General features: G+C 60.5%; 26 protein-coding genes and 4 pseudogenes. 3 read left to right on the plus strand and 27 right to left on the minus strand.

Annotation, left to right across the window (positions count from 1 at the left end):
- Positions 1-300: 300 nt before the first annotated feature.
- The 5 genes from DC522_RS36940 to DC522_RS19990 form a co-directional block, all read right to left on the minus strand.
- Positions 301-423, minus strand: coding sequence for a hypothetical protein (locus DC522_RS36940; RefSeq protein WP_256369879.1), 123 nt, complete (start codon positions 421-423; stop codon positions 301-303).
- The gene (cydB, locus tag DC522_RS19970; RefSeq protein ID WP_116530408.1) at positions 423-1,430 is read right to left on the minus strand and encodes a cytochrome d ubiquinol oxidase subunit II; all 1,008 of its coding nucleotides are present in this window, start codon (positions 1,428-1,430) and stop codon (positions 423-425) included. Before cydB ends, DC522_RS36940 begins: the two co-directional genes overlap by 1 nt.
- A 3-nt stretch (positions 1,431-1,433) precedes the next feature.
- The gene (locus tag DC522_RS19975) at positions 1,434-2,858 is read right to left on the minus strand and encodes a cytochrome ubiquinol oxidase subunit I (protein ID WP_116530409.1); all 1,425 of its coding nucleotides are present in this window, start codon (positions 2,856-2,858) and stop codon (positions 1,434-1,436) included.
- A 323-nt stretch (positions 2,859-3,181) separates the two neighbouring features.
- The gene (locus DC522_RS19985) at positions 3,182-3,829 is read right to left on the minus strand and encodes a hypothetical protein (protein ID WP_116530451.1); all 648 of its coding nucleotides are present in this window, start codon (positions 3,827-3,829) and stop codon (positions 3,182-3,184) included.
- 114 nt (positions 3,830-3,943) lie between these two features.
- A complete protein-coding gene (locus DC522_RS19990) occupies positions 3,944-4,780 on the minus strand; it encodes an alpha/beta fold hydrolase (protein WP_116530452.1) in 837 nt (278 codons plus the stop codon).
- 614 nt (positions 4,781-5,394) lie between these two features.
- Here DC522_RS19990 and DC522_RS19995 point away from each other — a divergent pair.
- Positions 5,395-5,685 (plus strand): helix-turn-helix domain-containing protein, encoded by a 291-nt coding sequence (locus tag DC522_RS19995; RefSeq protein WP_205769707.1) that lies wholly within the window; start codon positions 5,395-5,397, stop codon positions 5,683-5,685.
- Between the two features lie 134 nt (positions 5,686-5,819).
- Here DC522_RS19995 and DC522_RS20000 read toward each other — a convergent pair.
- A pseudogene (locus DC522_RS20000) lies at positions 5,820-6,161 on the minus strand (cupin domain-containing protein); the annotation flags it as partial.
- Between the two features lie 96 nt (positions 6,162-6,257).
- A complete protein-coding gene (locus DC522_RS20005; protein ID WP_116530412.1) occupies positions 6,258-6,839 on the minus strand; it encodes a TMEM175 family protein in 582 nt (193 codons plus the stop codon).
- Positions 6,840-7,377: 538 nt separating this feature from the next.
- On the opposite strand from DC522_RS20005, the pseudogene DC522_RS20010 reads away from it, so the two are divergent.
- Positions 7,378-8,597: pseudogene (locus DC522_RS20010) on the plus strand (IS3 family transposase).
- 31 nt (positions 8,598-8,628) lie between these two features.
- On the opposite strand, the pseudogene DC522_RS36085 reads toward DC522_RS20010, so the two are convergent.
- The 16 genes and pseudogenes from DC522_RS36085 to DC522_RS20090 all read right to left on the minus strand — a co-directional run.
- Positions 8,629-8,774 (minus strand): annotated as a pseudogene (locus DC522_RS36085) (FAD-dependent oxidoreductase); the annotation flags it as partial.
- Positions 8,771-9,232 (minus strand): DUF4126 domain-containing protein, encoded by a 462-nt coding sequence (locus DC522_RS20020; protein ID WP_116530453.1) that lies wholly within the window; start codon positions 9,230-9,232, stop codon positions 8,771-8,773. The gene DC522_RS20020 and the pseudogene DC522_RS36085, both read right to left, overlap by 4 nt.
- A gap of 230 nt (positions 9,233-9,462) precedes the next feature.
- Positions 9,463-9,645, minus strand: a complete 183-nt coding sequence (locus DC522_RS34955) for a hypothetical protein (RefSeq protein ID WP_116530414.1) — start codon at positions 9,643-9,645, stop codon at positions 9,463-9,465.
- Between the two features lie 37 nt (positions 9,646-9,682).
- Positions 9,683-10,627: a pirin family protein gene (locus DC522_RS20035; RefSeq protein ID WP_116530415.1), complete on the minus strand. Its 945-nt coding sequence runs from the start codon at positions 10,625-10,627 to the stop codon at positions 9,683-9,685.
- 43 nt (positions 10,628-10,670) lie between these two features.
- On the minus strand, positions 10,671-11,864 hold the full coding sequence (locus DC522_RS20040; protein ID WP_116530416.1) for an adenylate/guanylate cyclase domain-containing protein: 1,194 nt from the start codon (positions 11,862-11,864) through the stop codon (positions 10,671-10,673).
- 10 nt (positions 11,865-11,874) lie between these two features.
- Positions 11,875-12,807: a bestrophin family ion channel gene (locus DC522_RS20045; protein ID WP_165820227.1), complete on the minus strand. Its 933-nt coding sequence runs from the start codon at positions 12,805-12,807 to the stop codon at positions 11,875-11,877.
- Between the two features lie 90 nt (positions 12,808-12,897).
- Positions 12,898-14,181 carry a cytochrome b/b6 gene (locus tag DC522_RS20050; protein WP_116530418.1) on the minus strand — a complete coding sequence of 428 codons (1,284 nt, stop codon included), beginning with the start codon at positions 14,179-14,181 and terminating at the stop codon, positions 12,898-12,900.
- Positions 14,182-14,210: 29 nt separating this feature from the next.
- Complete coding sequence (locus DC522_RS20055) at positions 14,211-14,981, minus strand: SDR family oxidoreductase (RefSeq protein ID WP_116530454.1); 771 nt, start codon at positions 14,979-14,981, stop codon at positions 14,211-14,213.
- Positions 14,982-15,309: 328 nt separating this feature from the next.
- On the minus strand, positions 15,310-15,756 hold the full coding sequence (locus DC522_RS20060) for an isochorismatase family protein (protein WP_245444351.1): 447 nt from the start codon (positions 15,754-15,756) through the stop codon (positions 15,310-15,312).
- A 27-nt stretch (positions 15,757-15,783) separates the two neighbouring features.
- A complete protein-coding gene (locus DC522_RS36090; RefSeq protein ID WP_245444353.1) occupies positions 15,784-15,960 on the minus strand; it encodes a hypothetical protein in 177 nt (58 codons plus the stop codon).
- Between the two features lie 54 nt (positions 15,961-16,014).
- Positions 16,015-16,233: pseudogene (locus DC522_RS36095) on the minus strand (MFS transporter); the annotation flags it as partial.
- A 62-nt stretch (positions 16,234-16,295) separates the two neighbouring features.
- On the minus strand, positions 16,296-16,751 hold the full coding sequence (locus DC522_RS20070; protein WP_116530419.1) for a DoxX family protein: 456 nt from the start codon (positions 16,749-16,751) through the stop codon (positions 16,296-16,298).
- A 92-nt stretch (positions 16,752-16,843) separates the two neighbouring features.
- On the minus strand, positions 16,844-17,293 hold the full coding sequence (locus tag DC522_RS20075; protein ID WP_116530420.1) for a cupin domain-containing protein: 450 nt from the start codon (positions 17,291-17,293) through the stop codon (positions 16,844-16,846).
- A 50-nt stretch (positions 17,294-17,343) separates the two neighbouring features.
- Positions 17,344-18,180, minus strand: a complete 837-nt coding sequence (locus tag DC522_RS20080) for an alpha/beta fold hydrolase (protein WP_116530421.1) — start codon at positions 18,178-18,180, stop codon at positions 17,344-17,346.
- A 94-nt stretch (positions 18,181-18,274) separates the two neighbouring features.
- Positions 18,275-19,030, minus strand: coding sequence for an SDR family oxidoreductase (locus DC522_RS20085; protein WP_116530422.1), 756 nt, complete (start codon positions 19,028-19,030; stop codon positions 18,275-18,277).
- Between the two features lie 53 nt (positions 19,031-19,083).
- On the minus strand, positions 19,084-19,560 hold the full coding sequence (locus tag DC522_RS20090) for a carboxymuconolactone decarboxylase family protein (protein WP_116530455.1): 477 nt from the start codon (positions 19,558-19,560) through the stop codon (positions 19,084-19,086).
- A gap of 366 nt (positions 19,561-19,926) precedes the next feature.
- On the opposite strand from DC522_RS20090, the gene DC522_RS20095 reads away from it, so the two are divergent.
- A complete protein-coding gene (locus DC522_RS20095; protein WP_116530423.1) occupies positions 19,927-20,130 on the plus strand; it encodes a hypothetical protein in 204 nt (67 codons plus the stop codon).
- A 23-nt stretch (positions 20,131-20,153) separates the two neighbouring features.
- On the opposite strand, the gene DC522_RS20100 is transcribed toward DC522_RS20095, so the two are convergent.
- From DC522_RS20100 to DC522_RS20115, 4 genes are all read right to left on the minus strand, one after another.
- A complete protein-coding gene (locus tag DC522_RS20100) occupies positions 20,154-21,110 on the minus strand; it encodes an MBL fold metallo-hydrolase (RefSeq protein ID WP_116530424.1) in 957 nt (318 codons plus the stop codon).
- A gap of 175 nt (positions 21,111-21,285) precedes the next feature.
- Positions 21,286-21,696 (minus strand): response regulator transcription factor, encoded by a 411-nt coding sequence (locus tag DC522_RS20105; RefSeq protein WP_165820228.1) that lies wholly within the window; start codon positions 21,694-21,696, stop codon positions 21,286-21,288.
- 92 nt (positions 21,697-21,788) lie between these two features.
- A complete protein-coding gene (locus tag DC522_RS20110; protein WP_116530425.1) occupies positions 21,789-22,433 on the minus strand; it encodes a response regulator transcription factor in 645 nt (214 codons plus the stop codon).
- A 64-nt stretch (positions 22,434-22,497) separates the two neighbouring features.
- On the minus strand, positions 22,498-26,094 hold the full coding sequence (locus tag DC522_RS20115) for a PAS domain-containing protein (RefSeq protein WP_116530426.1): 3,597 nt from the start codon (positions 26,092-26,094) through the stop codon (positions 22,498-22,500).
- Between the last annotated feature and the right edge of the window lie 298 nt (positions 26,095-26,392).

Below are 26,392 nucleotides of genomic sequence, written 5' to 3' on the forward strand. Positions count from 1 at the left end.
GCTCAGATCGGTATCGTAGGATGAGGCTGTCATGCCCCTTCAGATGGGCACCACCCGATTTTCCAGACATCCTCTAGCTCTGGCGTGAGTTTGATAGCCTCTGCTTCTCCCGGCGCGGGATCCGTGCTTTTGTTCGAAAGCCAGCCGCATAACCCGTGACCTTGACGCGGCAACAACGAGCGCCTGCCATCAAGCGCCAGTCCGAGCCTTGTCCGACCCTGTTCTTTCGTGATGCGATCTATGCACAAATCCAACGCGCCGATCACGGCCGGTTGCGTTATGTTGGGTCCTGCATGGTCGTCAGGTCAGCCAGAACCGGATGACGAGACCGACAGTTCCCGTCGTGCCCACGCCGGCCATCCAGAGGCCGATGAACCACAGCCAGCGGTGCAAGGTGGAGCCATGTTCGAGATCGTTGCCCATCAGTGATAGCCCTCGTGACCGGTCTTGCCGCGGAACACCCAGTACGAGTACCCGGTGTAAGCCAGGATGATCGGGATCAGCACGCTCGCACCGACCAACATGAACTGGAGGCTGGCATGTGGCGCCGCGGCCTCATGGATCGTGACGGCGATCGGCACCATGTGCGGGAACATGCTGATGCCCAACCCGAGCAGGCAGAGGGCGAACAGCGCCAGCGTCAGCAGGAATGGCCAGTGCTCCCAGCGGCGCGCCAGGCTCATGAGGAGCGCGCCGGAGCAGAGGCCGACCAGCAGCGGCACCTGGGCTGTGAACAGCACCTGCGGCCAGGCGAACCAGCGTTCGTAATAGGCGCCGCTCAGGAACGGCGTCGCCGCGCTGACCAGGCCGATGCAGGCGATCAGCCCGAGGGCGAGGCGACCGGCGAGGCGGAAGCTGTGGTCCTGGACGGCGCCTTCGGTCTTCATCACCAGCCAGGTCGCCCCGAGCAGGGCATAGCCGATCACGAGGCTGATGCCGACCAGCAGGCTGAAGGGCGTGAGCCAGTCCCACCAGCCGCCGGCATAGGAACGCCCCTCGACCACGATGCCCTGGAGCAGGGCGCCGAGCGTGATGCCCTGCGCGAGCGTCGCCACGATCGACCCCATCGTAAACGCGATGTCCCAGTAGCGGCGATGACCCGGATCGCGCCAGCGGAACTCAAAGGCGACCCCGCGGAAGATCAACGCCAGCACCATGGCGATGATCGGCGCATAAAGAGCCGGCAGGATGATCGCATAGGCGAGCGGGAAAGCTGCCATGAGACCGCCGCCGCCCAGCACCAGCCAGGTCTCGTTCCCGTCCCAGACCGGCGCCACCGAGTTCATGGCGCTGTCGCGTTCCGGTCCCGGTGCGAAGAACGGGAACAGGATGCCGATCCCGAGATCGAAGCCGTCCATCACCACATAAGCAAAGACGGCAAAAGCGATGATGAAGGCCCAGAGGGTGGGAAGGTCAAAAAGAGGTGTCATGGTTCAAACCTCCGCGCCGAGAGTGCGGGCCGGATCGACCGAGGGCGCCGGGGTGATGCCGGCCGTGCGGATGGGATGGTCGGGTCCGGCCTCTGGGCCTGTCTCGCCCCGATGCGGCGGCTTGCCCATGAGCTTGAGGATGTACCCGGTGCCCGCGCCGAAGACGATGAAGTAGACCACGATGAAGGTCAGCAGCGACGCCGCGACGGCTGGGGCCTCGAGCGGCGAGACTGACTCCGCGGTTCGGAGCAGGCCGTAGACGGTGAAGGGCTGCCGCCCAACCTCTGCGGTGACCCAGCCGGCGATCACGGCCACGAAGCCAGCGGGACCCATGGTGAGCGCCAGCCAGTGCAGCGGGCGCCAGTCGTAGAGCCGACCGCGAAATCGTGCCCACAGGCTGAGCACCCCGAGACCCAGCATGAGAGTGCCCAGTCCCACCATGATGCGGAAGGCCCAGAACACCACCGGCACGTAGGGCCAGTCGGCGCGAGGGACCGTGTCGAGCCCGTTCAAGGGCGCGTTCAGGTCGTGCTTGAGAATGAGCGAGGAGGCCTTCGGGATCTCGACGGCATAGCGCACCGCGCCAGCCTCCTGGTCGGGAATGCCGAACAGGATCAGGGGTGCACCCTCGGGATGGCTCTCGAAGTGCCCCTCCGTGGCCATGATCTTGGCGGGCTGGTGGTCGAGCGCGTTGAGGCCGTGCAAGTCGCCGACAAGGATCTGGAGTGGGGCGACGACCGCTACCATGCCGGTGGCCATCGAAAACATCACCCGGGCGCCCTTGTTGGTGCGGTCGCGCAGGAGGTGCCAGGCGCCGACACCGCCGACGACCAGCGCTGTCGTGAGGTAGGAGGCGAGCACCGTGTGCACCAGGCGATAGGGGAAAGATGGATTAAACACGATGGCCCACCAGTCCTGCGGCACGAACTGCCCGGCCTCGTTGATGCTGTAGCCGACCGGAGTCTGCATCCAAGAATTGGCGGACAGGATCCAGAAGGCCGAGATGCAGGTGCCGATGGCCACCGCGAGCGTGGCGGCGAAGTGCAGCTTCCGGCCGACCCGGCCCATGCCGAACAGCATGATGCCGAGGAAGCCTGCCTCCAGGAAGAAGGCGGTCATGACCTCGTAGGCCATCAGCGGGCCGACGATCGGCCCGGCCTTGTCGGAGAACACGGCCCAGTTGGTGCCGAACTGGTAGGACATGACGATGCCCGAGACCACGCCCATGGCAAAGGCCAAGGCGAAGATCTTGAGCCAGTACTTGAACAGGTTGAGGTAGACCTCGCGCCCGGTCCACAGCCACAGCCCTTCCAGCACGGCGAGATAACTTGCCAGCCCGATGGAGAACGAGGGGAAGATGAAGTGGAAGGAAATCGTGAACGCGAACTGGAAACGCGCCAAAAGAAGAGCGTCGAACTGATCAAACATCTGTTTCCCCTCCGGATAGAGCGACGGCCAATTGGGCCCGTTCGTTGACGTGGAGACGGAAGGCGTCGGGAAGCGCGTAGTGCCCTATGACGTCGAAGTCGTACTTGCCGCAGGCGATGTTCACGACCTTGTTCCTTCAAGGCTCGAACTTGAGTTTTCTAACGATACCAGGGCCTATACTGACAATTGCAGGATCGCTCTCGCGATCAGCCTCATATTCAAGAACCAGCACTTTTGCCCGTGATGGTGAAAACTTTCTCCTCTGAAGAATTCATTTTAATCTTCGCACTGTATTGAACTAGCGCAAGACCGGTCTCGCCGCGTCACTCTGGAAACGGGGCGTCCGCCACAAAATCGACAGCTGAAGGAGCCTTGTAGTCGGCAACAAAGCGCTCTCCGAAGTCGCGAACAAAGTTATCGTAGGTCAATTCGGGCTTCACTTCGGCGATGTGACAGAAGCATCGCGTCATTCGCTGCTTCATTCCAAGCCTGGGGAACTCAGCGATGATCCGTTGCATCTCGTCGGAAGGAATGAGGTCAAATTGCCAGCCGATCACATCAAGGCAGATGCCAGCCGTGCAAAGTGCGACCTCTGCCTCCTTGTAGAGCCCGATCGAGGGTGTTGAGTTGAGGGCGACGCTATCCCAAATCAATTGGGCACGATGGTCATCGAGTCCACCCGCCCTTGCGAAGCTACTGGCGAGATCGGCAGCCTCCACCTCGAAGCGGCGTGGTCCGGCAAAGCGCTCGTTGAGGGTGATATCATGCAGCAAAGTTCCGACGGCAACGACCTCAGCGTCGTGCGTGATGTTCTGAAGCTGTCCAAGGCGGATGGCAAAGAGCCAAGAACGAACGACATGATTATAAAGGTACGGTTCGCATCGCTGCCGAGCGTACTCGAGAGCGGCATCAACGATCGGAGTGTCTGGAACCGAGACACCGGCGACCACTCTGTTATCTGTCCCAGGCATCGTCATACCCTTCATATCAGATCGGCAGTGCGAATGGATTGGATCGCCTCTGCCGGCGACGGTGGATCGGCCGAATTTCCGGCCGACCCTTGATGCAAGTTCGGCGAGCCGCTCTCAGCCTTTGATGAAGGCGAGCAGATCGGGATTCACTACATCGGCGTGGGTGGTCAGCATACCGTGGGGGAATTTCTCATAGACCTTCAGCGTGCCCTTCTTGAGAAGCTTCACCGACAGGAGCGCGGAGTTCGCGATCGGCACGATTTGGTCATCGTCGCCGTGCATCACCAACGTCGGCACGTCGATGATCTTCAGATCCTCGGTGAAATCGGTTTCGGAGAAGGCCTTGCTGCCGTCATAATGAGCCCTGGCGCTGCCTGCCATGCCTTGGCGCCACCAGTTCTGGATGATCCCCTGCGATGGCGTGGCCCCGGGGCGATTGTAGCCGTAGAAGGGGCCGCTCGCGAAATCGAGATAGAACTGCGCGCGGTTCCCTGCGAGCTGCGCCCGCAAGCCGTCGAGCACCTCGATCGGCAGACCTCCCGGATTGGCTGGCGTCTTCACCATGAGCGGCGGTACGGCACCGACCAAGATCAGCTTGGCCACGCGGCCCTGCGGCTGGCCATGGCCGGCAACATAGCGGGTCGCCTCACCGCCGCCGGTCGAGTGGCCGATATGGACGGCGTTGCGCAGGTCGAGATGCTCGACCACCGCCGCTACATCGGCAGCGTAGTGGTCCATGTCGTGACCGTCCGACACCTGCGCGGACCGCCCATGGCCCCGGCGGTCGTGTGCGACGACGCGATACCCGTGGCTCAGGAAGAACAGCATCTGGTTGTCCCAGTCGTCAGCCGACAATGGCCAGCCGTGGTGAAAGACGATGGGCTGAGCGTCCCTTGGGCCCCAATCCTTGTAAAAGATCTCGACGCCGTCATTGGTGGTGACTGTGCTCATGTCTGCTGTCCTTTCGGTTGGTGGATTGATGCGGTGAGCGGATTGAGCCGCTGCTGGCCGAATGGGCAGTGCCGCCAGAACAGTGGCAACAGTGGCGCTCAGGCCGAGTACGAGGAGATTACGGCGCGCCGGATCAACCGGCTCGGAAAGGGTCAGTTCGGTCATCGGCTCTCCGTCGCTTTGATTGAGTTGACAAGCACGGCGTATGGACGTCCACGGGTATGTCCGCTGGAATCGACATGGCACTGGCGATGATCGAAGAAGATCTTGGAAAGGAGATCGCCCGGGGCCTTGGCATGTTTTGACGTCGTTGTGTCCATGCGCTATCTCCTTGATGGACGCTGTTAGTGCATTGCCTTTGAAGCATGCCTGCCTAGTGGAGATCGCGCTATTGAGCTGGTGGCCTAGGTCCCCACTTGATAAGTCTACGAATGACTAAACCAAAGTTTAGGTCGTACCTATGACAGCATAGGTGCCAATAGACAGGCGCGACTGGATCCCGACACCCCGGTGGACAATACCAGTTCTCGTCGCTTCTCGAGTGCGATCCAGGCTCCGACAAGGTTCGCAGGGCTCTGAGCTTCGCACGGGAGAATCTGCTACAGAAACTTTCGGTGGAGCGTATCGCCGAGGTGGCCAATCTCTGCGTTCGGCAGTTCAGCCGGGCTTTTGTCTCATCGACGGGAATGACACCCGCAAAAGCCATCGAGCGCCTGCGTGTCGAGGCGGCGCGCCCCATTGTCGAGGACAGCCGCCGGACCTCCGACGAGATAGCCCGTCTGGTCGGGTTCCTCGATCCGCACAGGATGTCCCAGAGTTTCATCCGCACTCTCGGCCACACGCCATCGCAGATACGCCGCCTGTCCCGACAGGCGACGGCGGCCGACCAGCACAGCACAAACTGACAATCCTGTCGGTCCTTTGTTTGTCTCAGAGGTTGGCCCGGTTTCGATCAAAGACCCCATTTGGGCTCCGCTCTGATGATTGATGCATCGTCGGAGTGGAATCGATGCCCATACCGAAAGCACCGGAAGACACATCACCTCTGATCCGGGATCGTGAGTTCGGTATCGACGTCATCCACGACGAACACGGCGAGGATCTTCGCAGGCTGCGTCTGGCTCGCGTTGGCGCTGACCCGATGATGATCGCCGGGCATCTCCGTCCAGTTCTGGCCGGTTTGATAGGTCACTTCAGGTCCTTCGTTGACCTGCATGCGGACGGAACCTTCAATGACTGTCGCGTAGATGATCGCGGATTTCGCATGGGTGTGGGACGGCGAATACCCACCCGGTCCGTATTCGACCAGGACACCCTTGATGCTCTTGCCTGGAACCCCTGGCAAAGCGCGCTGGTAGACCTGCGTCACTTTTGCGTTCTTGGCGCCGGAGAGCGTTACCTCTCTGTCCGGCGAGCTGGTGCTTGGGCGTCGACATTGGCCACTCCAAGGGCGGCAGAGCCACCGATTCAAACCATGTCATGGCTTTTCGCGCAGCCCCCTTTCGATTCTACGGTCGGGAACGAGCCACGCGAGTGCAACCAGGACGTACACGGCGAGGGACAGGCGCACATCGACCGAGGCCAGGACGATCGCCAGGATGCCGCCCGCAATTGAGATCTTGCCCTTCCGATCGGATCCGACCGCTCGCCGTAGCTCAGACTCTCGACCCTGCGCATGGATGATCGCGGCCTGGAGGATCAGAAAGGCTCCCGCCGCCATCAGAAGTGACACGCCGTAGATCGCCGTTGGCAGAGGGGCGAAGTGGGCTTCGTTGAGCCATGCGGTCGTAAAGGGAATGAGCGATAGCCAGAACAGCAGATGGGTATTCGCCCATAAGATGCGGCCGTCGACCTTGAAGGAGATTTGGAAGAGATGGTGGTGATTGTGCCAGTAGATGGCGACATACAGGAAACTCAGGACATAGCTGAGGAAGACGGGCGCAAGGGCAAAGAGAGCATCGAGATCCGCGCCATGCGGTGCCTTCAGCTCGAGCACCATGATAGTGATGATGATCGCGATTACGCCGTCGCTGAATCCCTCCAGCCTGTTCTTGTTCATTGCACTGCCTCCTCGGGCAGGATCTCCCTATCCACTATCCGCAGATACGACGAGCGGGACGCGGCCGTGAGGGTTTGATTTCGGGTATACCAAGATTATCCTCGCGGCACTTGGGTTGCCTGTGCATCTCTACAGGATTGTACGTTATAATGTTGCCAGAGAGCTGCCTAAGCAGAATGAACACTCCCTGAGTGGGCGGCGCCTGTAACCAGCTTAACAGCTAACATCTGGATGTCCGACGGTGGATCTTCGCTCATGCCGCCGATCACGTCAGCTCTATGCATGTCTAGCGAGGGTGCTGACCTGCTTGTCCGTAGTTGAAGGGCCTATACCGAGGTACAGGACCGCTGCGCCCGCTGACCAGAGCAGTAGGTATAGAGCGTCTGGTTAGATCCCACCACACCAGCGTTCATGTAGCTACGGTTGAACCGCGGTCGTGTTGCCTTCGACGCATTTAGCGTCTTCATCGTGAAGTAGCCCCCGAATAGACCGGCCACGATCTCCCACCTCGCTAAGAGATAGGAGTAGTGTTGGTGCCATGACTGGTTCTTCCCCGAAGTTAGAGGTCCTGGACGGACCGCAACGCCGCCGCCGTTGGACGGCCTCTGAGAAGCTTTCCATCGTCCAGGAGACCTACGAACCTGACGCCACGGTCAGCCTGGTCGCCCGCCGGCATGGGGTGGCGCCCAACCAGCTCTTCCGCTGGCGCAAGCTCGCCGCTCAAGGAGCACTGACCGCCACCAGGGGCCCAGGAGGAGGTCGTTGCCGCCTCTGAATACCGGGCCCTGCAGAACCAGATCCGTGAGCTGCAGCGCCTGCTCGGCAAGAAGACGCTCGAGGCCGAGATCCTCAAGGAGGCGCTGGAGGTCGCCACCGGGCCCAAAAAGCAGCTGTTGCGCTCGCTGTCGTGGCCCAAGGACGGTTCGCGATGAAGGCCGTCTGCACCACTCTCCGGGTCGCCCGTTCCAACATCGCCAAGCAGGCAGCGGGTCGACCACCAAAGCGCCGGGGCCGCCCGCCGTTGCCGGAGGAGGAGCTCGTCACGGCGATCAAGGCGATCATCGGCAGCCTGCCGACCTACGGCTACCGGCGGGTTCATGCTCTCCTGGAGCGCCAGGCCAACGAGCAGGGTCGTCCTGCTCCCAACCACAAGCAAGTCCATACCTGGTAATGAAGGCCCATGACCTGCTGCAGCGCCACGCTGGAGGTGCCGAGAGGCGCCGGCACGACGGTCGTGTTGCCGTGGAGCGCTCCAATCTGCGCTGGTGCTCGGATGGGTTCGAGATCGGCTGCGACAATGGCGAGAAGGTGCGGGTCGCCTTTGCCCTCGACTGTTGTGACCGAGAGGTGCTGGGCCATGTGGCCACGACGGAAGGGATCAAGGGCGAGGACGTGCAGGAGCTGATGATCACCGCAGTTGAATACCGCTTTGGGCAGGTGAACCGTCTGCCGCAGACCATTGAGTGGCTCTCGGACAACGGCTCGGGCTATATCGCCCATGAGACGAAGAGCCTCGCGCGAGAGATGGGGTTGGAGCCGAGGACCACACCGGTGCAGAGCCCCCAGAGCAATGGCATGGCTGAAGCTTTCGTGCGCACGATCAAGCGTGATTACGTCCGAGTAAACGGGATCCCGGATGCCCGGACGGTGATGGAGAGCCTGCCCTTATGGTTCGAGCACTACAACAGCCTTCACCCGCATAAAGCGCTCGGCTATCGTTCCCCGCGTGAGTTCATCGCCTCACGTCAACTGGGATGATCTGTCCGATCTTTCAGGGGCAACAACACATCGGCATGCAGCCAGTGTTGATGCATGTTCCCAAAAGAGTTTGTGCTCCAGAAGCGCCGTCCTCATGCCGGATGTGGTCAACCGCGCGGCAAGCGAGGGGCCGGCTTGTCCAGCGCCGATGATGATGGCGTCGAAAGTCTGGGTCATGGGAAAGCTCCCACGATCAGCATCGCACCTAAGATTGCGACTGAATCTTCGATCAGGGCGGCAGGACGATCCTTGCCGAAGGCAGCGGCTAGACGCGCCCGGCCTTCCGCCCCTCCAAGCGTGCCAACGATCCCTCCCAGAGCTCCGGCAACAAGCCCGCCGAGAAGGGAGCCACTCTTCGCGGCAATAGCTCCGCCGCATAGGCCGCCCACGATGATCCGAGTAGCGAAGGGCAGGAGCAGCTTGCGGCTCGGTGTGGTCGGGAGCTGATCGGTAATCAGTTCCCCAATTGCGAGCACTGTCAGTATCCAAGGCGTGAATCGATAGCCCAGAAAGGCAAGCCAGGTTCCCTCAAGATTGAGGAGCCCGAAGAAGGCGGCCCAACTTACCGCAGCTGGCGCGGTCATGGCTCGAAGGCCAGCAATCACGCCAATCAGGAATGCTAACAGGATAAGCACCATCAATCATCTCCATCACCGTCGAGACCCAGACCTCGGAAAGCATCCCTGGATTTCGACCATGTCCCGTCACATCAACTTTCTTGTCTATCAAGGCTTCGTGCTGTTGGATCTCAGCGGCCCTACGGAGGTGTTCTCTTGGCATAGCCGGATGTCAGCCCTGGTAGTTTTACTCAGGCGTCGTTTGGACGACTACACAGCCCGAGGTCCAGTCGTAGGCATACGAACGTTTAGGCCTCCATAGCGACCTGCATGCCGCAGCGGTCGCCCGAGCTGACCGGTTGGAGGAGGGAGGAGGTGGGCAGGCGCTTGGCTGCTGAGCCCAAACTCGCCAACTTGCGCTTCAAGCCGCCGGACCCACACGCTTTGCCGGAGCCCTCCAAGTCGTCGCTCACGCCAAGGAGGGCTCGCATCCAGACACTTCCGCGATCAGACTTGGTACAATTGCAGTTATGGATAGCGCACTGGCGGAGGCGGCGGCTCGGGCAGAGGGATAAACTCAGCCTCGTCACTGGGTACCGTATCGAACCGGGCCGCCTTCCAATCAGCCTTGGCCTGTTCGATGCGATCCTGTCGCGACGAGACGAAGTTCCACCAGATATAGCGCGGCCCGTCCATCGGCTCGCCGCCCAGCAGCATGAATCTGGCATCATTCCGTGCCCGGATCGTGATGCGATCACCCGGCCGGAATACCAGGAGCTCGCCGGTCGGGAACACGTCGCCGGCGATCTCGACCTCGCCCGAGACGGTGTAGATCGCCCGCTCGTCGTAGTCCGGATCGAGCGGCAGGCTGGCGCCCGCCGGCAGGATGGCGTCGGCATAGAACATCGGGCTTGAGGTCTGCACGGGTGACGCCGCGCCAAGGATTGAACCGGCGATGATCCGCACCGTCTTACCATCCGCATCGAGCACCGGCATGTCGCCCGCATCGTAGTGGACGAAGCCGGGATTTGCCTCCTCGTCCTGGGCCGACAGGGCCACCCGGCTCTGGATGCCGAAGAGCTTCGAGCCCGTTGCCCGCAACTCCTGCGACGTCCGTTCGGAATGGACGATGCCGCGCCCGGCGGTCATCCAGTTGAGCTCACCCGGCCGGATCGGCAGTTCCGTTCCAAGGGAATCCCGATGCATGATCTCGCCGTCGAAGAGGTAAGTGACTGTCGAGAGTCCGATAGGGGGATGAGGTCTGACATCCATCCCTGATCCAAGCAGGAACTCGGATGGGCCCATCTGGTCGAAGAAGATGAACGGGCCGACCATCTGCCGCTGCGCCGATGGGAGCGCGCGGCGGACCTCGAAGCTGCCAAGATCACGGGTCCGAGGCACGATCACGGTTTCGATGGCGTCGCAGGCGAACTTGTCACCGGGTTTCGGATCTTCTGCGGGATTCCAGCTCATGAGCTTCTCTCCTTCCTAGTTTCTTGCACAAGTGCCCTGGTGTTCACGCTCGATGGCCCTGTTCGGCAGCTATGGCGAAAACGTCGTGCTCTCCGTCCAATCCCTTGAGCTCGAAGCGGCCTATGCTTCTGGGCCATGTGTCCGGTAGGGCGGAGGCGAAGGCTTCGGAGCAAACCACCGTCTCACCGCTCGCCTTGGCGATCACCTCCAGACGGCTGACCATGTTCACCGCAGGCCCGACCACGGTAAAGTCCAGGCGGTCGAGGCTGCCGATATTGCCGTACATCACGGATCCCGCGTGCAAGGCCGCTACGAACGGCGGCAGGCTCTCGGCCCGGGCCACTGCGATCGCTCGCGACACGGCACGCACGGCCGCCGCACACGCCGCTGCGCGGTCGTCCTCACCCAGCTGGAAGATCGACAAGACCCCGTCACCCAGAAACTTGAGAACGTCACCTCCCTCCGCCCGCACAGCATCGGCCACGGCCTCAAAATAGAGACCAAGCGTGGCTAGGAGCTGTGATGGGGGTAATGTGAGCGAGAGAGGTGTGAACCCGCGCATGTCAGTAAGCAGGATGGCCGCTTCGGTCTCGACGATGTCGCCGCGGTGGATCGCGCCGGCTTGCACGCGTGCAGCCGGCTCCTCGCCCAGGAAGGTGGCCAGCAGGCTTGCTGTCGAGCGGCGCATGGCGATGGCTTCCAGCGCAGCAGAAAGCGGAACGGAAAGGCTCTTGATCAGAGCGATGTGGCTTTCATCAAACCCGCTGTCGTGCCGCGTGGCGAACATCGCCGGTTGGATGATCCCGTTGCCAAACGCAATCGGCACCGCGAGGTAATCGGTAAAGCCGGCACTCGCCAACTCATGGAGGACAGCGTGATCCCCGGGCTTAATCTGGTCGAGCCGCCATCGGACCGAGGTCCCGGTCTCCATAACGTGCTGGGACGGGCTGCCGAAATAGGCCGGGGACTCGCGCAGAGCCTGGCTGATGGTGAAGAGTTCGGCTGCCGTCTCCGGCACCCAGATGATGCCCCAGGCGGTCAGGAGCGGGTTATCGACACGCATCGCGATGCGCAGCCGGTGCAACGGAACCCCTATCGCGGTCAACTGCTCTGCAAACCCGGATGTCAACGCAACTGCATCGCCAGACAAGCGCCCCGGCCCGATCAACCACGCCGCGAGTTGCTCCCCCTTGCGTGTCCAGTCGTCCAAGGCAGCGGTCTGACGGAGTGGCACCATGCGCTCTACCTTAGAACAGGATACTATCCTTTGCCTCGATCGGTTTGAGCTCCGTCTGCTCGCCGAGCATCACCCGCATCTCGATCTCAATTCGCCGCGTGATCGATGAGATCGGGACATCGTTGGCGTTCCCTTCAAAGGGGTTCGAGGAATTCTCTCCAACCTTTTCCATCGAGACGAATATCCAGCCGACAATCGCACTGAGCGGGACATTCAACCAAGCTGTCCACGCCGCGATCCCAGCCGGTTCGCCCAGCTCCCGCGCGTATGGGAATAGGCTGAACGGCACGATCGCAGCAAAGATCTTCACCACGATGACGGCAATGGAATAATAGTTGCGCGAATACGGATAGTTCTTGACCCGCTTCAAGCCCCCTTGCAATCGAAGAAGTTCATCGAGGGCGCCCGCCAACCCGGTAAAGATGAATTCGCTGATGAGGCTTCTGCTATGAATGTCCTTGATGGCTTCATACTGCCACTGAAGAAGGAGAGCCTCCTTGTCGCCGCGATGCACCTTGAACTTCTGCAACTCGGCATCCGACAAATAGGGTCTCAGCTCATCCTCAAGGACGGACTGGCTTTCAGGGCTCGGAAGCCTGGCAAGGAAACTGACGTTCCCCCGGTCATAGGTATTTTCCCAGGATCTTTTTTCGCGCAGATAAAAGCGCAGCGCGGTCAGCCAGGCAAAATGGCGATAAAAGATCTCTCTCAGTCCCGGCTCAGGCGCGGCATCTCGGTTGTCGATCGTTGCCATCAACCTGTTGGCCAGGACCAAACTAGCCGTACTGACCTGCCCCGACAGGGTCAGACCGTCATTGAAGCGTGCGTAGCATTGCTGGTTCTTAAAGGCGAGACTGATCGCGAGTGCCGACCCTACAATGGTCAGAATTGGCCCTGGTACCGTCAGAAAGCTCCAGCCCGAGACCTCCAGAAACAAGGTCACTAATATTGACCAGGAAATGATCCAACCGATCTCCCATCGCGTCCAGGCGAGAAAGTCGGTGGTCTTGTACTGTCGACCTAAGTGCATGGCCTAGCCACCCTTAAGTTGTCGGATGCGGATGACGGACCTGTCGGACACCGGATCAGGCGTCTTGTGACGGGCGAGCACGGACTCGTTGATCGATACGGGCAGCGGTAGCGGCGTTTCAAACAGACCAACGACTGGCAGGGCGACGAAATAGCCAAAGTAAACAGCCGTGAGAATTTGAGCGGCAATCACGTATGCGCCCTCCGCCGGCCTGCTGCCGAGATATCCAAGGCCGATGAACGCCACAACGAAAGCCCAGAGCATCCACCGGCCGATCGGGCGGTAGGACATGGAGCGCACCTTCGAGGTGTCGAGCCAAGGTAAGAAGGCGAGCACGAGGACTGCGGAGGCCATCGCGACGACACCGCCGAGTTTGTCGGGAATGGCACGCAGGATAGCGTAGAACGGCAGGAAATACCACTCCGGCACGATGTGCGCGGGCGTCACCGCCGGGTTGGCCGGGATGTAGTTGTCCGCATGGCCGAGATAGTTCGGCATGTAGAACACCCAGTAGGCGAAGAAGACCATAAAGATGATGATCGAGAGGATGTCCTTCACGGTGGCATCTGGGGTGAACGGCACCGTGTCTTTCTTGAAGTCATTGATCTCGACACCGGTCGGGTTGTTCTGCCCCACATGGTGAAGCGCCCAAATGTGAAGCGTGATGGTACCGACCAGCATGAAGGGCAACAGGTAGTGGAGCGAGAAAAACCGGTTCAGGGTTGCATTGCTGACCGAGTAGCCGCCCCACAGATACTCAACGATCGTTTCACCCACGAGCGGAATGGCGGAGAACAGATTGGTGATGACGGTCGCGCCCCAGAACGACATCTGCCCCCAGGGCAGGACATAACCCAGGAATGCGGTCGCCATCATGATCAGGAAGTTGATGACACCCAGGAGCCAGAGGATCTCGCGCGGCGCCTTGTACGATCCATAATACAAGCCACGAAAGATGTGGATGTATACCGCGATGAAGAACATCGACGCGCCCGTCGCGTGCAAGTACCGGATGAGCCAACCGTAGTTGACGTCACGCATGATCCGCTCGATCGACTGAAACGCCAGATCAGCATTCGGCACGTAGTGCATCGCGAGGAAAATGCCGGTCACGATCTGCGACGCGAGCATGAGGGTCAGGATACCACCAAACGTCCAGAGGTAGTTCAGATTCCGCGGCACCGGATACGACACGGCCGTATCATAGGAAAAGCCGATGATGGGCAGTCTCGCCTCAAGCCACCGCTCGAACCGGCTTTTCGGCTCGTAATTGCTATGCTTGAACATTTCGTGACCCGATCCTGTTCAATCGTCTCTTAAAAGGCCACAGGTAACGCATCGGCCACATAGCGCCTGAGCCAGTCCTCGAACCGGGTTGGCGCAAATCGCGGATGATCGCCCGGCACCAGGGTGTCGTCCTTCAGCACCGCCCCGAAATACAAAGCTCGGGGATCGGCAATGACGCTTCGGGGATCCTCGTTGGCAGCCAGGATCTGTTTGGCGAGCTCGTTGAGGCGGAACCTGTCCGGACCGACAATCTCAAGCTCGCGGTTCTGGGGACGACCCATCGCCACGTCGCGCAGCGCTACGACAACATCATCAGCCGCAATGGGTTGGATAGGGGCCGGCGACAGACGAAGCACGTTGCCGTCGGCGGCACTTTCGACAATCCCGGTCAGGTACTCGAAGAACGGCGTCGATCTTAAGATTGTATAGGGTATGCGCGATGCACGGATCAGGTTCTCCTGTGCCATCTTCGCTCTGAAGTAGCCGCTTTCGGCCAGACGATCGGTGCCGACGACGGACAAGGCGACATGATGCTGGATGCCAGCTTTCTCTTCCGCTGCCAGAAGGTTCCGTCCCGATGTTTTGAAGAACTCCAGTGCAATGTCATCCTGGAGTGACGGCGAATTCGATACATCCACGACGATCTGGGCACCATCCAATGCTTCAGCCAGTCCCTCACCGGTGATTGTGTTGACGCCTGAAGACAGTGAAGCAATCACAACATCCTGATTGCAGTCCTGTAGCGCAGTAACCAGTCTGGATCCAATGTGTCCGGTGCCACCTACTACAACCATTCTCATCATTCACTCCGCATGCAAGATCGATCTGGTTCGAAGGAGGATGCCGTGGGCCGGCGTAAGCCGACGGTCCGCTGTTGTAGTTTTAGTCGAGTGCGTTCGGGCCGCTACATAGCTCGAAGTCCAGTTGAAGGCATACGAAAGTTTAGCTCTTTATTTCGGCTCGGGTGATGCGCATCTGTAGTTCCATGTTCGAGGTGTCCGTAAACATCTCGGATGCATCGACCGGAGCCGACGAGGTTACCTTCGCCATTGCGTATCCGCGTTTCGTGACCTGTGGTTCAATCGGATACCCGGCCTACCGATCACAAGTCGCGGCGGCCGGAGCATTTCATTTCGGAGATCCGACCGGGCTTGGCGGCTTGATCATGTCGCGGGCGTAGCTCAGACCGATTCCGTATCCTCCTCCATGAGTCTCCACGATGGAGCGTGCGTCGTCATAGGTCTCGCGACGGGTCCAATCGCGCTGCAGTTCGAGCAGGACCTGGATCCAGGATGTCATGCGTGCTCCAGCGGATTCCATTCGACGGAGAGCAAGATCATGGCTTGTGGGAGTCAGACCTCCGCATGCGTCTGCGACGACGGACACTTCGTAGCCTTCCGCCAACGCGGAGATCACGGTGAATGAGACACATGCTTCCGTCAGGAGACCTGAGACCAGCAGGCGCCTTCGGCCCAATGACGCGACCGCCGTGCGGGCCGGTTCGTCCTCCCAGACATTCATATTCTTCCGGTCGATCGCCTGCACATCCGGAATGATCTTCTGAATCGAAGGCATCAGAGGCCCGCTGTAGACCTTCGTCGCCTATGTCGAGACGACGATCGGAAGGCCGAAGACGACGGCGGTCCGAGCCAGGGCGGCGGTATTGTTGAGCAGCGTCTGACGATCGATGGACTCCACGGCAAACGCCAGGCCCGCCTGATGATCGATCAAGAGCAGCGCGCAGTCGGATGGAGTCAGAAGGGATGTAGTGTCTACCATAATTCCTCCTCTTGGAAGTTGGCGCTGGCCAATACTGCTGGCCGTCAACGATCCTCATGACACGCCCTCCCCTGTGACGGGTCTTCCTGCCCGGTGAGGTTCGAACGCCAGGAGGTGCTGGACCATCGGCTGCTCGGGTTCTTGATGAAAGTGTCGGGCCTCCTGGGTACTCGTATCAGCCACGGAGACACGACGATCCTGACGTAGGTGCTCAGCCCAGGACTCGACGAAGAATCACTCGACCACGCGCTCCGGATTGGCCGCATCCTCCGAATTAGCCTTCATAATAGAGACCCTGAACGATGGCCGGCTTGGCATTGCCGGCTTACGCGAGCTCAGTGTGTCTCGCACCGTAGCGCCGGTGCACCAACCGATCCGAGCCTTGCATCGACCGAGTATTTGCCCGGGCCCGTCACATACAGCAGCATGAAACCGCCGATCATGCTGAAGTTCTTATAGAAGTTGATCATGTTCGCAGAGCGGTCGGCCCCCTCCATGCTCCAGTAGGGATGACCGATGTACGCAGTCGCAAGGCTATAGAGCGCCAGCACCACCGCCAGCGGTCGCGTCCAGACACCAAGGATGATTGCGATAGACACAAAGAGCTCGACCATGATCGCCACGAGGGCGGAAATGGTCGGCAAAGGAGCGCCGCTCTGCGTCATATAAGCGACGGTTCCAGAATAATCGCCAAGCTTATCCCAGCCGAATATCAGAAACAGCAGGGCAAGCAGGAAGCGAGCGATCAGAATGACCTCATCCCTGATCCTCTCGGCGCCAAAGTCGTTCATGATCCGTCTCCGTGGCTATCGGTGGGTTGCGAATTCTGCCGGGCGCTACCGGGTTGTCGTCTTGGCGCGAGCTCGCAGTGCAGCAATACCTTTCACCTCTGATCCGGGATCGTGAGTTCGGTATCGACGTCATCCACGACGAACACGGCGAGGATCTTCGCAGGCTGCGTCTGGCTCGCGTTGGCGCTGACCCGATGATGATCGCCGGGCATCTCCGTCCAGTTCTGGCCGGTTTGATAGGTCACTTCAGGTCCTTCGTTGACCTGCATGCGGACGGAACCTTCAATGACTGTCGCGTAGATGATCGCGGATTTCGCATGGGTGTGGGACGGCGAATATCCGCCCGGTCCGTACTCGACCGTAACACCCTTGATGCTCTTGCCTGGAACCCCTGGCAGAGCCTGCTGATAGACCTGTGTGACCTTTGCGCTCTTGGCGCCAGGAACCGCTAGAGCTTTATCGGATGAACTAGGCGCTTGAGCATTGGCATTTGCCACGGTCAGCAACAATGCTATGGCTGCGGCATTGATCGTCACTTTCATTGGAAGTCCTCCTTTTTCAGCTGCCACCGTCTATGTACAGCTGACGGCCTTCACGCTTTGACGAAGCTAAGAAGGTCCGGATTCACCACATCAGCGTGAGTAGTGCACATGCCATGCGGGAAGCTCTCATAGACCTTGAGCGTGCCATTCGTCAGCAGCTTCACGGAAAGCAGCGCGGAATCCGCGATGGGTACAATCTGATCGTCGTCGCCGTGCATGACGAGTGTCGGAACATTGATTGCCTTCAAGTCCCCGGTGAAGTCAGTCTCTGAGAAAGCTTTGATGCCATCGTAGTGAGCCTTGGCACTGCCTGCCATGCCCTGGCGCCACCAGTTCTGGATGATGCCCTGCGACGGTGCCGCTCCCGGACGATTGTAGCTGTAGAAGGGCCCGCCCGCGAAATCGAGATAGAACTGCGAGCGATTTGCTGCGAGCTGCGCCCGCAAGCCGTCGAACACCTCGAGCGGCAGCCCACCCGGGTTCGCCGGGGTCTTGACCATGATTGGCGGCACAGCACCGATCAGCACGAGCTTGGCGACCCGGCCTTGAGCCTGTCCATGGCGCGCCACATAGTGCGCCGCCTCTCCGCCCCCGGTCGAATGGCCGATATGAACGGCGTTCCTGAGATCGAGATGCTCAACCACGGCCGCAACATCGGCGGCATAGTGATCCATGTCGTGACCATCGCCGACCTGAGACGAGCGGCCGTGGCCACGTCGGTCATGGGCAATGACACGATACCCCTTCCCCACGAAAAAGAGCATCTGAGCATCCCAGTCGTCGGAACTCAGTGGCCATCCATGGTGGAAGACGATCGGCTGGGCGCTCTTTGAGCCCCAGTCCTTGTAGAAGATCTCGACGTTGTCCTTGGTGGTGACTGTACCCATCGGTTGTCTCTTTCGTCAGAATAAATGCTAGCCTGGGGCAGAGCCCATACGTGAACGGAGGGCAGTTCTGCCGGAACGTTGTTCTCGCCGGCGTTCAGGCAGCCTTAGCTCTGGCCGCGAACCACTGGTCGAAAGCGATCTTGCCGAGGCGTGGATTGTTGTCCGAAACCAGCGTGGCCTCTTCGAGCTTGGCCCCGGAATAGGGGACCTCCGCCGAGGCTTCGACAGCCCGGGCATCCCCCGTCGCAGCCAGATACTTCGCAACCAGGTCGCGTATGGGGAACCGCTCCGGTCCGGCGATTTCGATTGTGCCATTGCGGGGCGGAGCAATCGCCACTTCGGCCATGACATCGGCGACGTCGTCCGAGGCGATCGGCTGGATCAGCGCGGCGGGCACAACCACTTTATCGCCGAGATCCCAGGACTTGACCAAGAAGCCCAGCAACTCGAAGAACTGCGTCGAATGGACAATGGTGTAGGGGACACCGGACCTCTTGATCAGTGTCTCCTGTGCCAGCTTGGCTACGAAATAGCCGCTCGCCTGCAGACGATCCGTTCCGACGACGGACAAGGCCACGTAATGCTTGACATCGTTCGCCGTCGCGGCGGCAATGAGATTGCCTGTCGACCTTTGAAAGAACTCGAGAACGGCGGCATCCTCCCAGGAGGGCGAGTTCGACAGGTCGATGATGACCTGGGCCCCCTTTACCGCTTCGGCGAGGCCCTCACCCGTTACCGAGTTGACACCGCTTTGCGGTGACGCGGCAACCACGTCGTGTCCAGCGCTGCGCAGGCGGGCGACAGTCTTCGAACCGATGAGGCCAGTTCCACCGTTGATGACGATCTTCATAACCGATCTCCTGTTGTAAAGCCTTTAATGCTTGTGTGCCGCGATACCCCGGTTCAGCTCAGCCCCGCCCTGTCGAGTCCGTAGAGCTTGTCGGCCGATCCCGGGACAGACCGGAAAGCCACCCCTGCCCGGTTCCAGGCGTTGATCGCCATGACCGCAAAGGTCAGGTCGGATAGTTCCTTCTCGGTGAACTGGCTGCGGACCCGCTCATAGAGTTCGTCTGGAACCCCGCCTTCAGGGAGCCTTGTGAGCGCCTCGGTCCAGGCGAGGGCAGCGCGCTCCCGCGGCTCGAACAGAGGCGACTCGTGCCACGCTGCAATATGATGGAGCCGCAGTTCACGCTCTCCATGGAGCTTCGCCTGCTTTACATGCATGTCGAGGCAAAAGCTGCAGCCATTAAGCTGTGACGCGCGGATCTCGACCAAACTGAGAATCGACGCCGCGATGCTGCCCTTGCGAATAGCCGTCGAAAGATCGACAAGCTTTTTGAGGAGTTCAGGCGATTGGGCACCATAGTTGAGACGTTCTATGGCAGAGTTCGCTTGAAGCGTCTTGACTTGCTGTGAGGTTACGGCGTCCACAGTCTATCTCCGTGATGAGCTCTGTCGGTGCATTGCCTCTGAAGCATGCCGGTCCAGGGGAGATCGCGCTATTGGGCAGGTGGCGTGTGTGCCTACTTGATAAGTCTACAAGTGGCTAAACTAAGGTTTAGGTCGCGCTTATGACAGCATAGGTGCTGCGGCTGTATAGAGGATTGACTCAGATCCACTGGATGGGTCGAAATGGTAACATGAGTCGAAACGCGGCACCCCTGTCAGGATGATTTGCTGCTTATCAGCCAGGGGAGCAGCTCGACGTTCGCTGACGGCGTCCTTGCCACATATCTCATCTGATCGATGGACAGCGAAATAGAAGTCGGCCGGATCGATCCCGGGCAGAGCTCCTGCACCGGCATGCTGCCGGAGCACAAGCCGGTGCGGCGCGGGCGAGAGATGATCGACCTGCTCGCGGTGGAGGAGCCGAGGTCTAAGCTGGCGAAGATACGAGTGGTGTCGTACGAGGCAGCGATCGACCAATTGTTCAAACGCATGGTCGTCTAGTTCGGCCCTAACCCAACAAGCGGTCAATACTCCCAGGGGCCCGGTACCCAACGAAAGACGTCGCCGTCGACCGCCACATGGCAGACGGACGGGAACGACAGGTGAGTGGCCACCAGCGACTCGCGGTTCGCCGCCAGCTCCCGCAGAAGACGGACCCGGACGCGGGCCGCCTCCTCGGGGTCGTGTTCGAAGCCGTTGTACCAGTCGGGGTGCTCGAACCCGACTTGGAACACGGCGTCGCCGGCGAACGTCAGCCGGTCGCCGCCGGACGCCAGGCGGACCACGCTATGCCCGGGGGTGTGGCCGCCGGTGCGTTGGACCACCACCCCTGGCGCCACCTCGTACTCGTTCTCGAACGTCTGCAGCTGGCTGTGGTACTCTTTCAAGAACCGCTTGCCCGTCCGCCGAAGCGCGTCCGGGAACCCTGGCGGCATGGAGACGCGGGAGAAGTCGGGCGACTCCCAGAACTCGGCCTCGGCGGCCGCCACGTGGACCCGCAGGTCCGGACGCAGCCGCTCTTTCACCCCGTAGGCGAGCAGCCCGCCACAGTGGTCCATGTGCATGTGGGTGAGCACCACGTCGGTCACAGATGCGAGATCGATGCCGGCGGCCTTCAGTCGCTGGGCCAACTTCCCGGCCCGCGGCAAGTCCGGGAACTCCGTCCCTATCCCAACGTCGATGAGTATGGTCCGGCCGCCGCTGCGCACCACGACCACGTTCAGCGCCCACTCGAGCACGTCCGGCGGCAGGAACATGTCCTCCAGCCAGGCCGCCCGGACGGCCGGGTCGACGTTGTGGCCCAACATCGCGCCTGGCAGCGACAGCACTCCATCGCTGACCACCATTACGTCAATCTCGCCGACCCGCAGCGCGTAGCGCGACGGAACCAACTCGGACTCCGGTCTACCGTGGATGTACCTCGCGGCCATCTTGTCGGCGCAGTGCTTGACCGAGGGGTGTGAGGTGTTGTCCAAGCTCATGTTTGCCTCCTGCTGACCGCCTTACCCACGGCTGTATCTATGAAGGTGTTTGAAGCATGCATGCTTACCGGAGATCGTGCTATTGGCCCGGCGGCGGGGATACCCACTCGATAAGTCTACGATGCCTATACCGAAGTTTAGGTTTCACTCGGTATGGGACCGCTTCCTGGCAATCTTACGCATCAGCCGGACGTTCCTCATCGTCACCTGGAATATCCCTGTCGGGTAGTGCGGTCTTGAGGCTCTGAAGGAGGACGTCGTCAGTGACCGGCTTCGTCAGATACGCATGTGCCCCGCTCTCAAGCGCCCGGCTTCGGATCAATGGATCGGTTACGGAGGTCACGATGATCACTGGCACGGTCGAGCCCTTTGCCTTGAGCTGCTGCAGCAGTTCCAGGCCGCTGATGCCCGGCATCCGAATATCGGTGATGAGACAATCGAATCGATCGGGCGCATCGGACGCCAGGAAGGCTTCGGCCCGGTCGAAGGCACGACAGGTGTAACCCATGACAAGAAGGAGATCGGAGAGGGCATCACGGATGGCCTCCTCGTCATCCACGACCGCAATGACAGGCGGATTGAACAAGCGGGTGACCTTTGCTGCTGCAGCCCGGCAGGCCGACGTCCCCGAGGCTGCGCTCAATCACGCCGCAGGGAAACCATACCGAGGTCTAGGATTCACAGCTTATCGCGAAGGTCAGCGGGCAGCGTCTCCCACGCACGGATCAGCTCGCCAACGGACGCCGCCTGCATCTTGCGCATGACATTGCCGCGGTGAAGCTTGACCGTAATCTCCTTGATGCCGAGGTCGAAGGCGATCTGCTTGTTGAGCCGGCCGCGCGCCACTTCGCGCATGACCTGCCGCTCGCGCTGTGTCAGCGTTGCAAACCGGTCGAAGTGTTGCTTGGCGCGACTGGTAGCTGCCATCTGCTCTACGTCTTTCTCGATTGCAACGGTTATTGCGTCGAGCAGGGTCTGGTCGCGGAAAGGCTTTGTGAGGAAATCGACGGCTCCGGCCTTCATGGCTTGGACCGACATGGGAATGTCGCCATGGCCCGTCAGGAAGATGATAGGCTTTAGGTTGCCCTTCGCTGCCAGTTGGTGCTGAAGATCGAGACCGCTTGCCCCGGGCATGCGGACGTCGAGCACTAGGCAGCCAGGGCGGTCGGGAAGCTCGGATTCCAGCAATTCACGAGGCGAAGCGAAACAAATCGCATCGAGACCGATGGACAGCATGAGTTCCTCGAGCGCAGTCCGGACTTCCTCATCGTCGTCAACGATGAGAACCAGCGGGCGATCTGCTTTGGTGTCGGGTGTGATCATAGGAATGCCTCCGGGTTCCACGAGGGCAGCGAGGGCGGAAAGACGGTCATCTGCTGTCCGGGCGTCATGGCGCCATTTCCCCTTCAAGTGGCAGCGTGAAGCTGAACGTCGCCCCCTGTCGCTCGTTATTCTCGGCCCATAACCGCCCGCCGTGAGATTCAACAATCGATCGGCAGATTGCCAGCCCCATGCCCATGCCGTGTTCCTTTGTCGTGAAGAACGGCTCGAAGATCTTCTCCGGAAATTCGATGCCCATACCGCGATCGCTGATATCGATCTGAACCTCATCCCCTCGTCGGTGCACACGTAACCCGAGAACTCTGTCGGCTGCTACAGAGTCCATCGCCTCCATGCCGTTGCGGATAAGATTGACAAGAACCTGCTGAACCTGGACGCGATCGAGCGCGACAGGCGGAAGGTCGCCTTCGACCTCAACAGTCATGCGAATGCGGCGCCGCGCCGCCTCCTCAGCCATGAGGGAATAGGCCTCGGCGATGATGCTGTCGAGTGTCGTGCTCATCCTCGCCCCCACGGAATGCTTGAACAACGCGCGGATGTGGCTCACGACGTCAGCGGCGGAATTGGCATTATGAATGATGCGCTCCACCGTTTTCTGAGCGCGCTCGAGGTTCGGAGGGGCCGCCGAGAGCCAGCGCTGGCACGCATTGGAGTTGGCGACGATCGCGGTCAAGGGTTGATTCACCTCATGTGCAATGGCAGCCGACAGCTCAGCAAGGTTTGCTGCTTGGCTTGCTCTTGTAAGGCTCTCTCGCGCCAGATGCAGCTCTCCCTCAATGCGGACCTGATCGTCGATGTCGTGCGAGAGGCCAAACCACTGGACGATGCGTCCGCTCTCATCCCGCAGCGGCTCGGCGCGGCCCGACATCCAGCGGTAGACCCCGTCCACGCGACGGATGCGGTAGTTGAGAGAAAAGCTCTCGCCGGTGGCCAGAGAGCGGTTGAGCGCTTCCTCCAGCTTGGCTTTGTCGTCGGGATGGACGAGGGTCATTATGGTGGCCGCCAGTCGACTCGTGCCCGGCTTGTCGAAGTCCCCTACATCCAGGCCGCAGAACTCGATCAAGCGCTTGCTGAAGAAAGTCGGCTCGCCCTCGGGAGACAGCCGCCAGAGCAGGCTCGGGACCATGTCCACGAGCTGCGAGAGCTCCCGCTCCCGGGCGTGCAGAGCTTCGTGTGCGCGCATCTCATCGTCGATATCAAGGGAAATCACGTACCATTGCACAATCGCTCCACTTTGATTTCGCACCGGTTCCCCGCGGGTATCAACCCAGCGATACGCCCCGTCGGCACGGCGCATACGGTATTTCATGGAGAAGGGCTCGCCGGCGGCGAAGGATTGGCGGACCGTCGCTAGCACACTAGCTGCATAATCGGGGTGGACAAGGGTCTGGATGGCAGCCGCCAGCCGGCTCATGCCCGGCTTGTCCAGATCGGCCACGTCCCTCAGACCGAAAAAGTCCAACAACCGCTTGTTGAAGAAGATCGGCTCGGCCTCGGGCGTCATGCGCCTGATGAGAACTGGAACCATGTCGACAAGCTGCGACAGCTCCCGTTCCCGGTCGCGCAAGGCCTCCTGCGCGACCACTAGGTCGTCGATGTCGACACTCACGCCATACCACTGGATGATCTTGCCGGAGTCGTCGCGCAACGGCTCCGCGCGGCTCTCGACCCACCGATGGGGGCCGTTGGATCGGCGCTGACGATATCTCCCCACGAAGGACGCGCCTGTCGCGATTGAACGTGTAAGCGCCTGATCGACCGCGTCCCGGTCCTCCGGATGGACGACCGTCAGGGACCGCGACCCGTCAGGCGCGATCAAGTCCCTCAGAGTGACGCCAATGACATCCGTGGCCCGCTTGTTGAGGTAGCACGGTATTCCTTCCGGGGTCGTACACCAGATGACAGCCGGCACAGCGTCGATCATCTGCTGAAGCTGGCGCTCGCTCCGCCGCAGCGCCTCTTCAGCGTTCATCTGATCGTCGATGTCGTGACAGAGGCCGTACCACTGGACGATGCGTCCGTTCTGATTCCGCAACGGCTCCGCGCGGCTCGACATCCAGCGATAGACCCCGTCGGCACGGCGCAGGCGATACTGCAACACGAAGCTCTCGCCCGTGACAAGGCAACGGTTGAGAGTGTCCCTAAACTCTGCCGCGTCCTCCGGATGGACGGTCTCTAGGACTGCCTCCAATCGGCTCATGCCCGGCTTGTCCGTATCCTTCACGTCAAAGCCGAGATAATCCACCATGCGCTTGTTGAAGAAGGTCGGCTCGCCGTCGGGTGTCAGACGCCAAACGTGGCTCGGAACCATGTCCACGAGCTGGGAGAGCTCCTGCTCCCGATCGCGCAACGCTTCCTGAGCGCGCATCTCATCGTCGATGTCGAGGCAAACGCCGTTCCATTGCACGATCGCGCCGTCTCTATTGCGCATGGCAGCAGCGCGCATTTCAACCCACCGGCACTCGCCGTCGAAGCGCCGTAGGCGATGCCTTTGGGTATATGGCTCGCCGATGGCCAAAGATTGCGCGAAGAGTGTGTTGACCGTGCCCAGATCGTCTGGATGGATGATCGCGCTCAGCACGCTAGATAGCCGTGAAACGCCCGCGACGTCCCTGTCCTCGGCATTGAAGCCGATGAAGTCACGAAATTGCTGACTGAAGTATATGGGCTCGCCGTCTGGGGCGGCGCACCAGATGTGCGCGGGGAGCGTCTCAACGAGTTCTCGCAGGGAGCGCTCGCTTTGGCGCAATGTGAGCACCGCCAGCTGGTGCTGTCGGGATATGGCGGCCACGATGAGCGCCGAAGTTGCCGAGATGGCCAGAAAAAGCTGCAGCATGATCTGCTTTTGCTTCTGGGACTCAGGATCGCCAAGAAATTGGCTGACGCCGGATATTGTGAATACCGCCGTGATCAGAGCGAGGAGGGTCAAGGTGACGGCGGCGCCTTTGAACTCAAAGCGCACCGCGGCCCAAAGAAGAGGCGGCATGATGATGTAGGCGAAGGGCAGATAACCGCTCAAGGAAAGGGCAGCGACACCAAGAAAGATCAGTCCCAGGACGCAAGCTTCCAGCCATCGTGCGCCCGAAAGCTGAGCCTCACCGCGCCAGTTCTGAAACACGACCAGTGCCAGTGGCGCTACGATCAAGACCCCGGTGGCGTCGCCGATCCACCAGAGAGGCCAAGCCGACGCGAAGGATTGTATTCCAAACCACGCCAGTGTCGCACTTCCCACCGTCGCGCTTACGACCGGTGCAATTCCAGCGCCCAATACGACCAGTGCGAGAACCTCCTGCAAGGTTTCCAGCCGGACCGGCCGCCTGCAGGTCCGGTTCACGAGCCATGCGCCGGTCGCTGCTTCAAGAGCATTGCCGGTATAGATCAGGACGGCGACAGGCAGTGGATTGTGGAACCACAAGACATTGCCAAACAGTTCAGCCAGACAGCCCCCCAGCATCCACCACGGCCAGCTGTACCTTGAAGCGAGGATAAGCGTAGCAAGGAAAAGCCCGCTCGGAGGCCAAATGGAAATACCTGTCCCAGGTACGATTGCGAGCGCCTGAGCGAATCCGCTGGCCAACACATAGGCCGCGATAAACAGGCTCAGGTGCAAGAATTGAGGACGGTGAGACCAGACGCACATCATCGGCTTCTCCTGCCGGACAAAGAAAGCCTGGAACTGTAGCGCTTAGTATAGCACTTGCTCACCATATTGAGCGGGCGAACCCGCATCTCATCCTAGTCCCAGGGCCAGCCGTACCTCGTGGGAATCTTCGAGAGGGCAGGCTGAAGGTATCGGCTTGAATGTCGTGACAATATTGCTAGCTTGCCCGGGCAGCGAATTGCCTCTTTCGCTTGTTTCGCTAAGGCTGGGTTCAGCTCGTGCCAGCATGAATTGTGAACATAAGCGATATTGGCCAGCCCTCAAGCGATAGTGTTATCAC

Origin of the sequence: Microvirga sp. KLBC 81 (genome assembly GCF_003075415.1) — a bacterium.
In the GTDB taxonomy this organism is placed as follows: Bacteria; Pseudomonadota; Alphaproteobacteria; order Rhizobiales; family Beijerinckiaceae; genus Microvirga.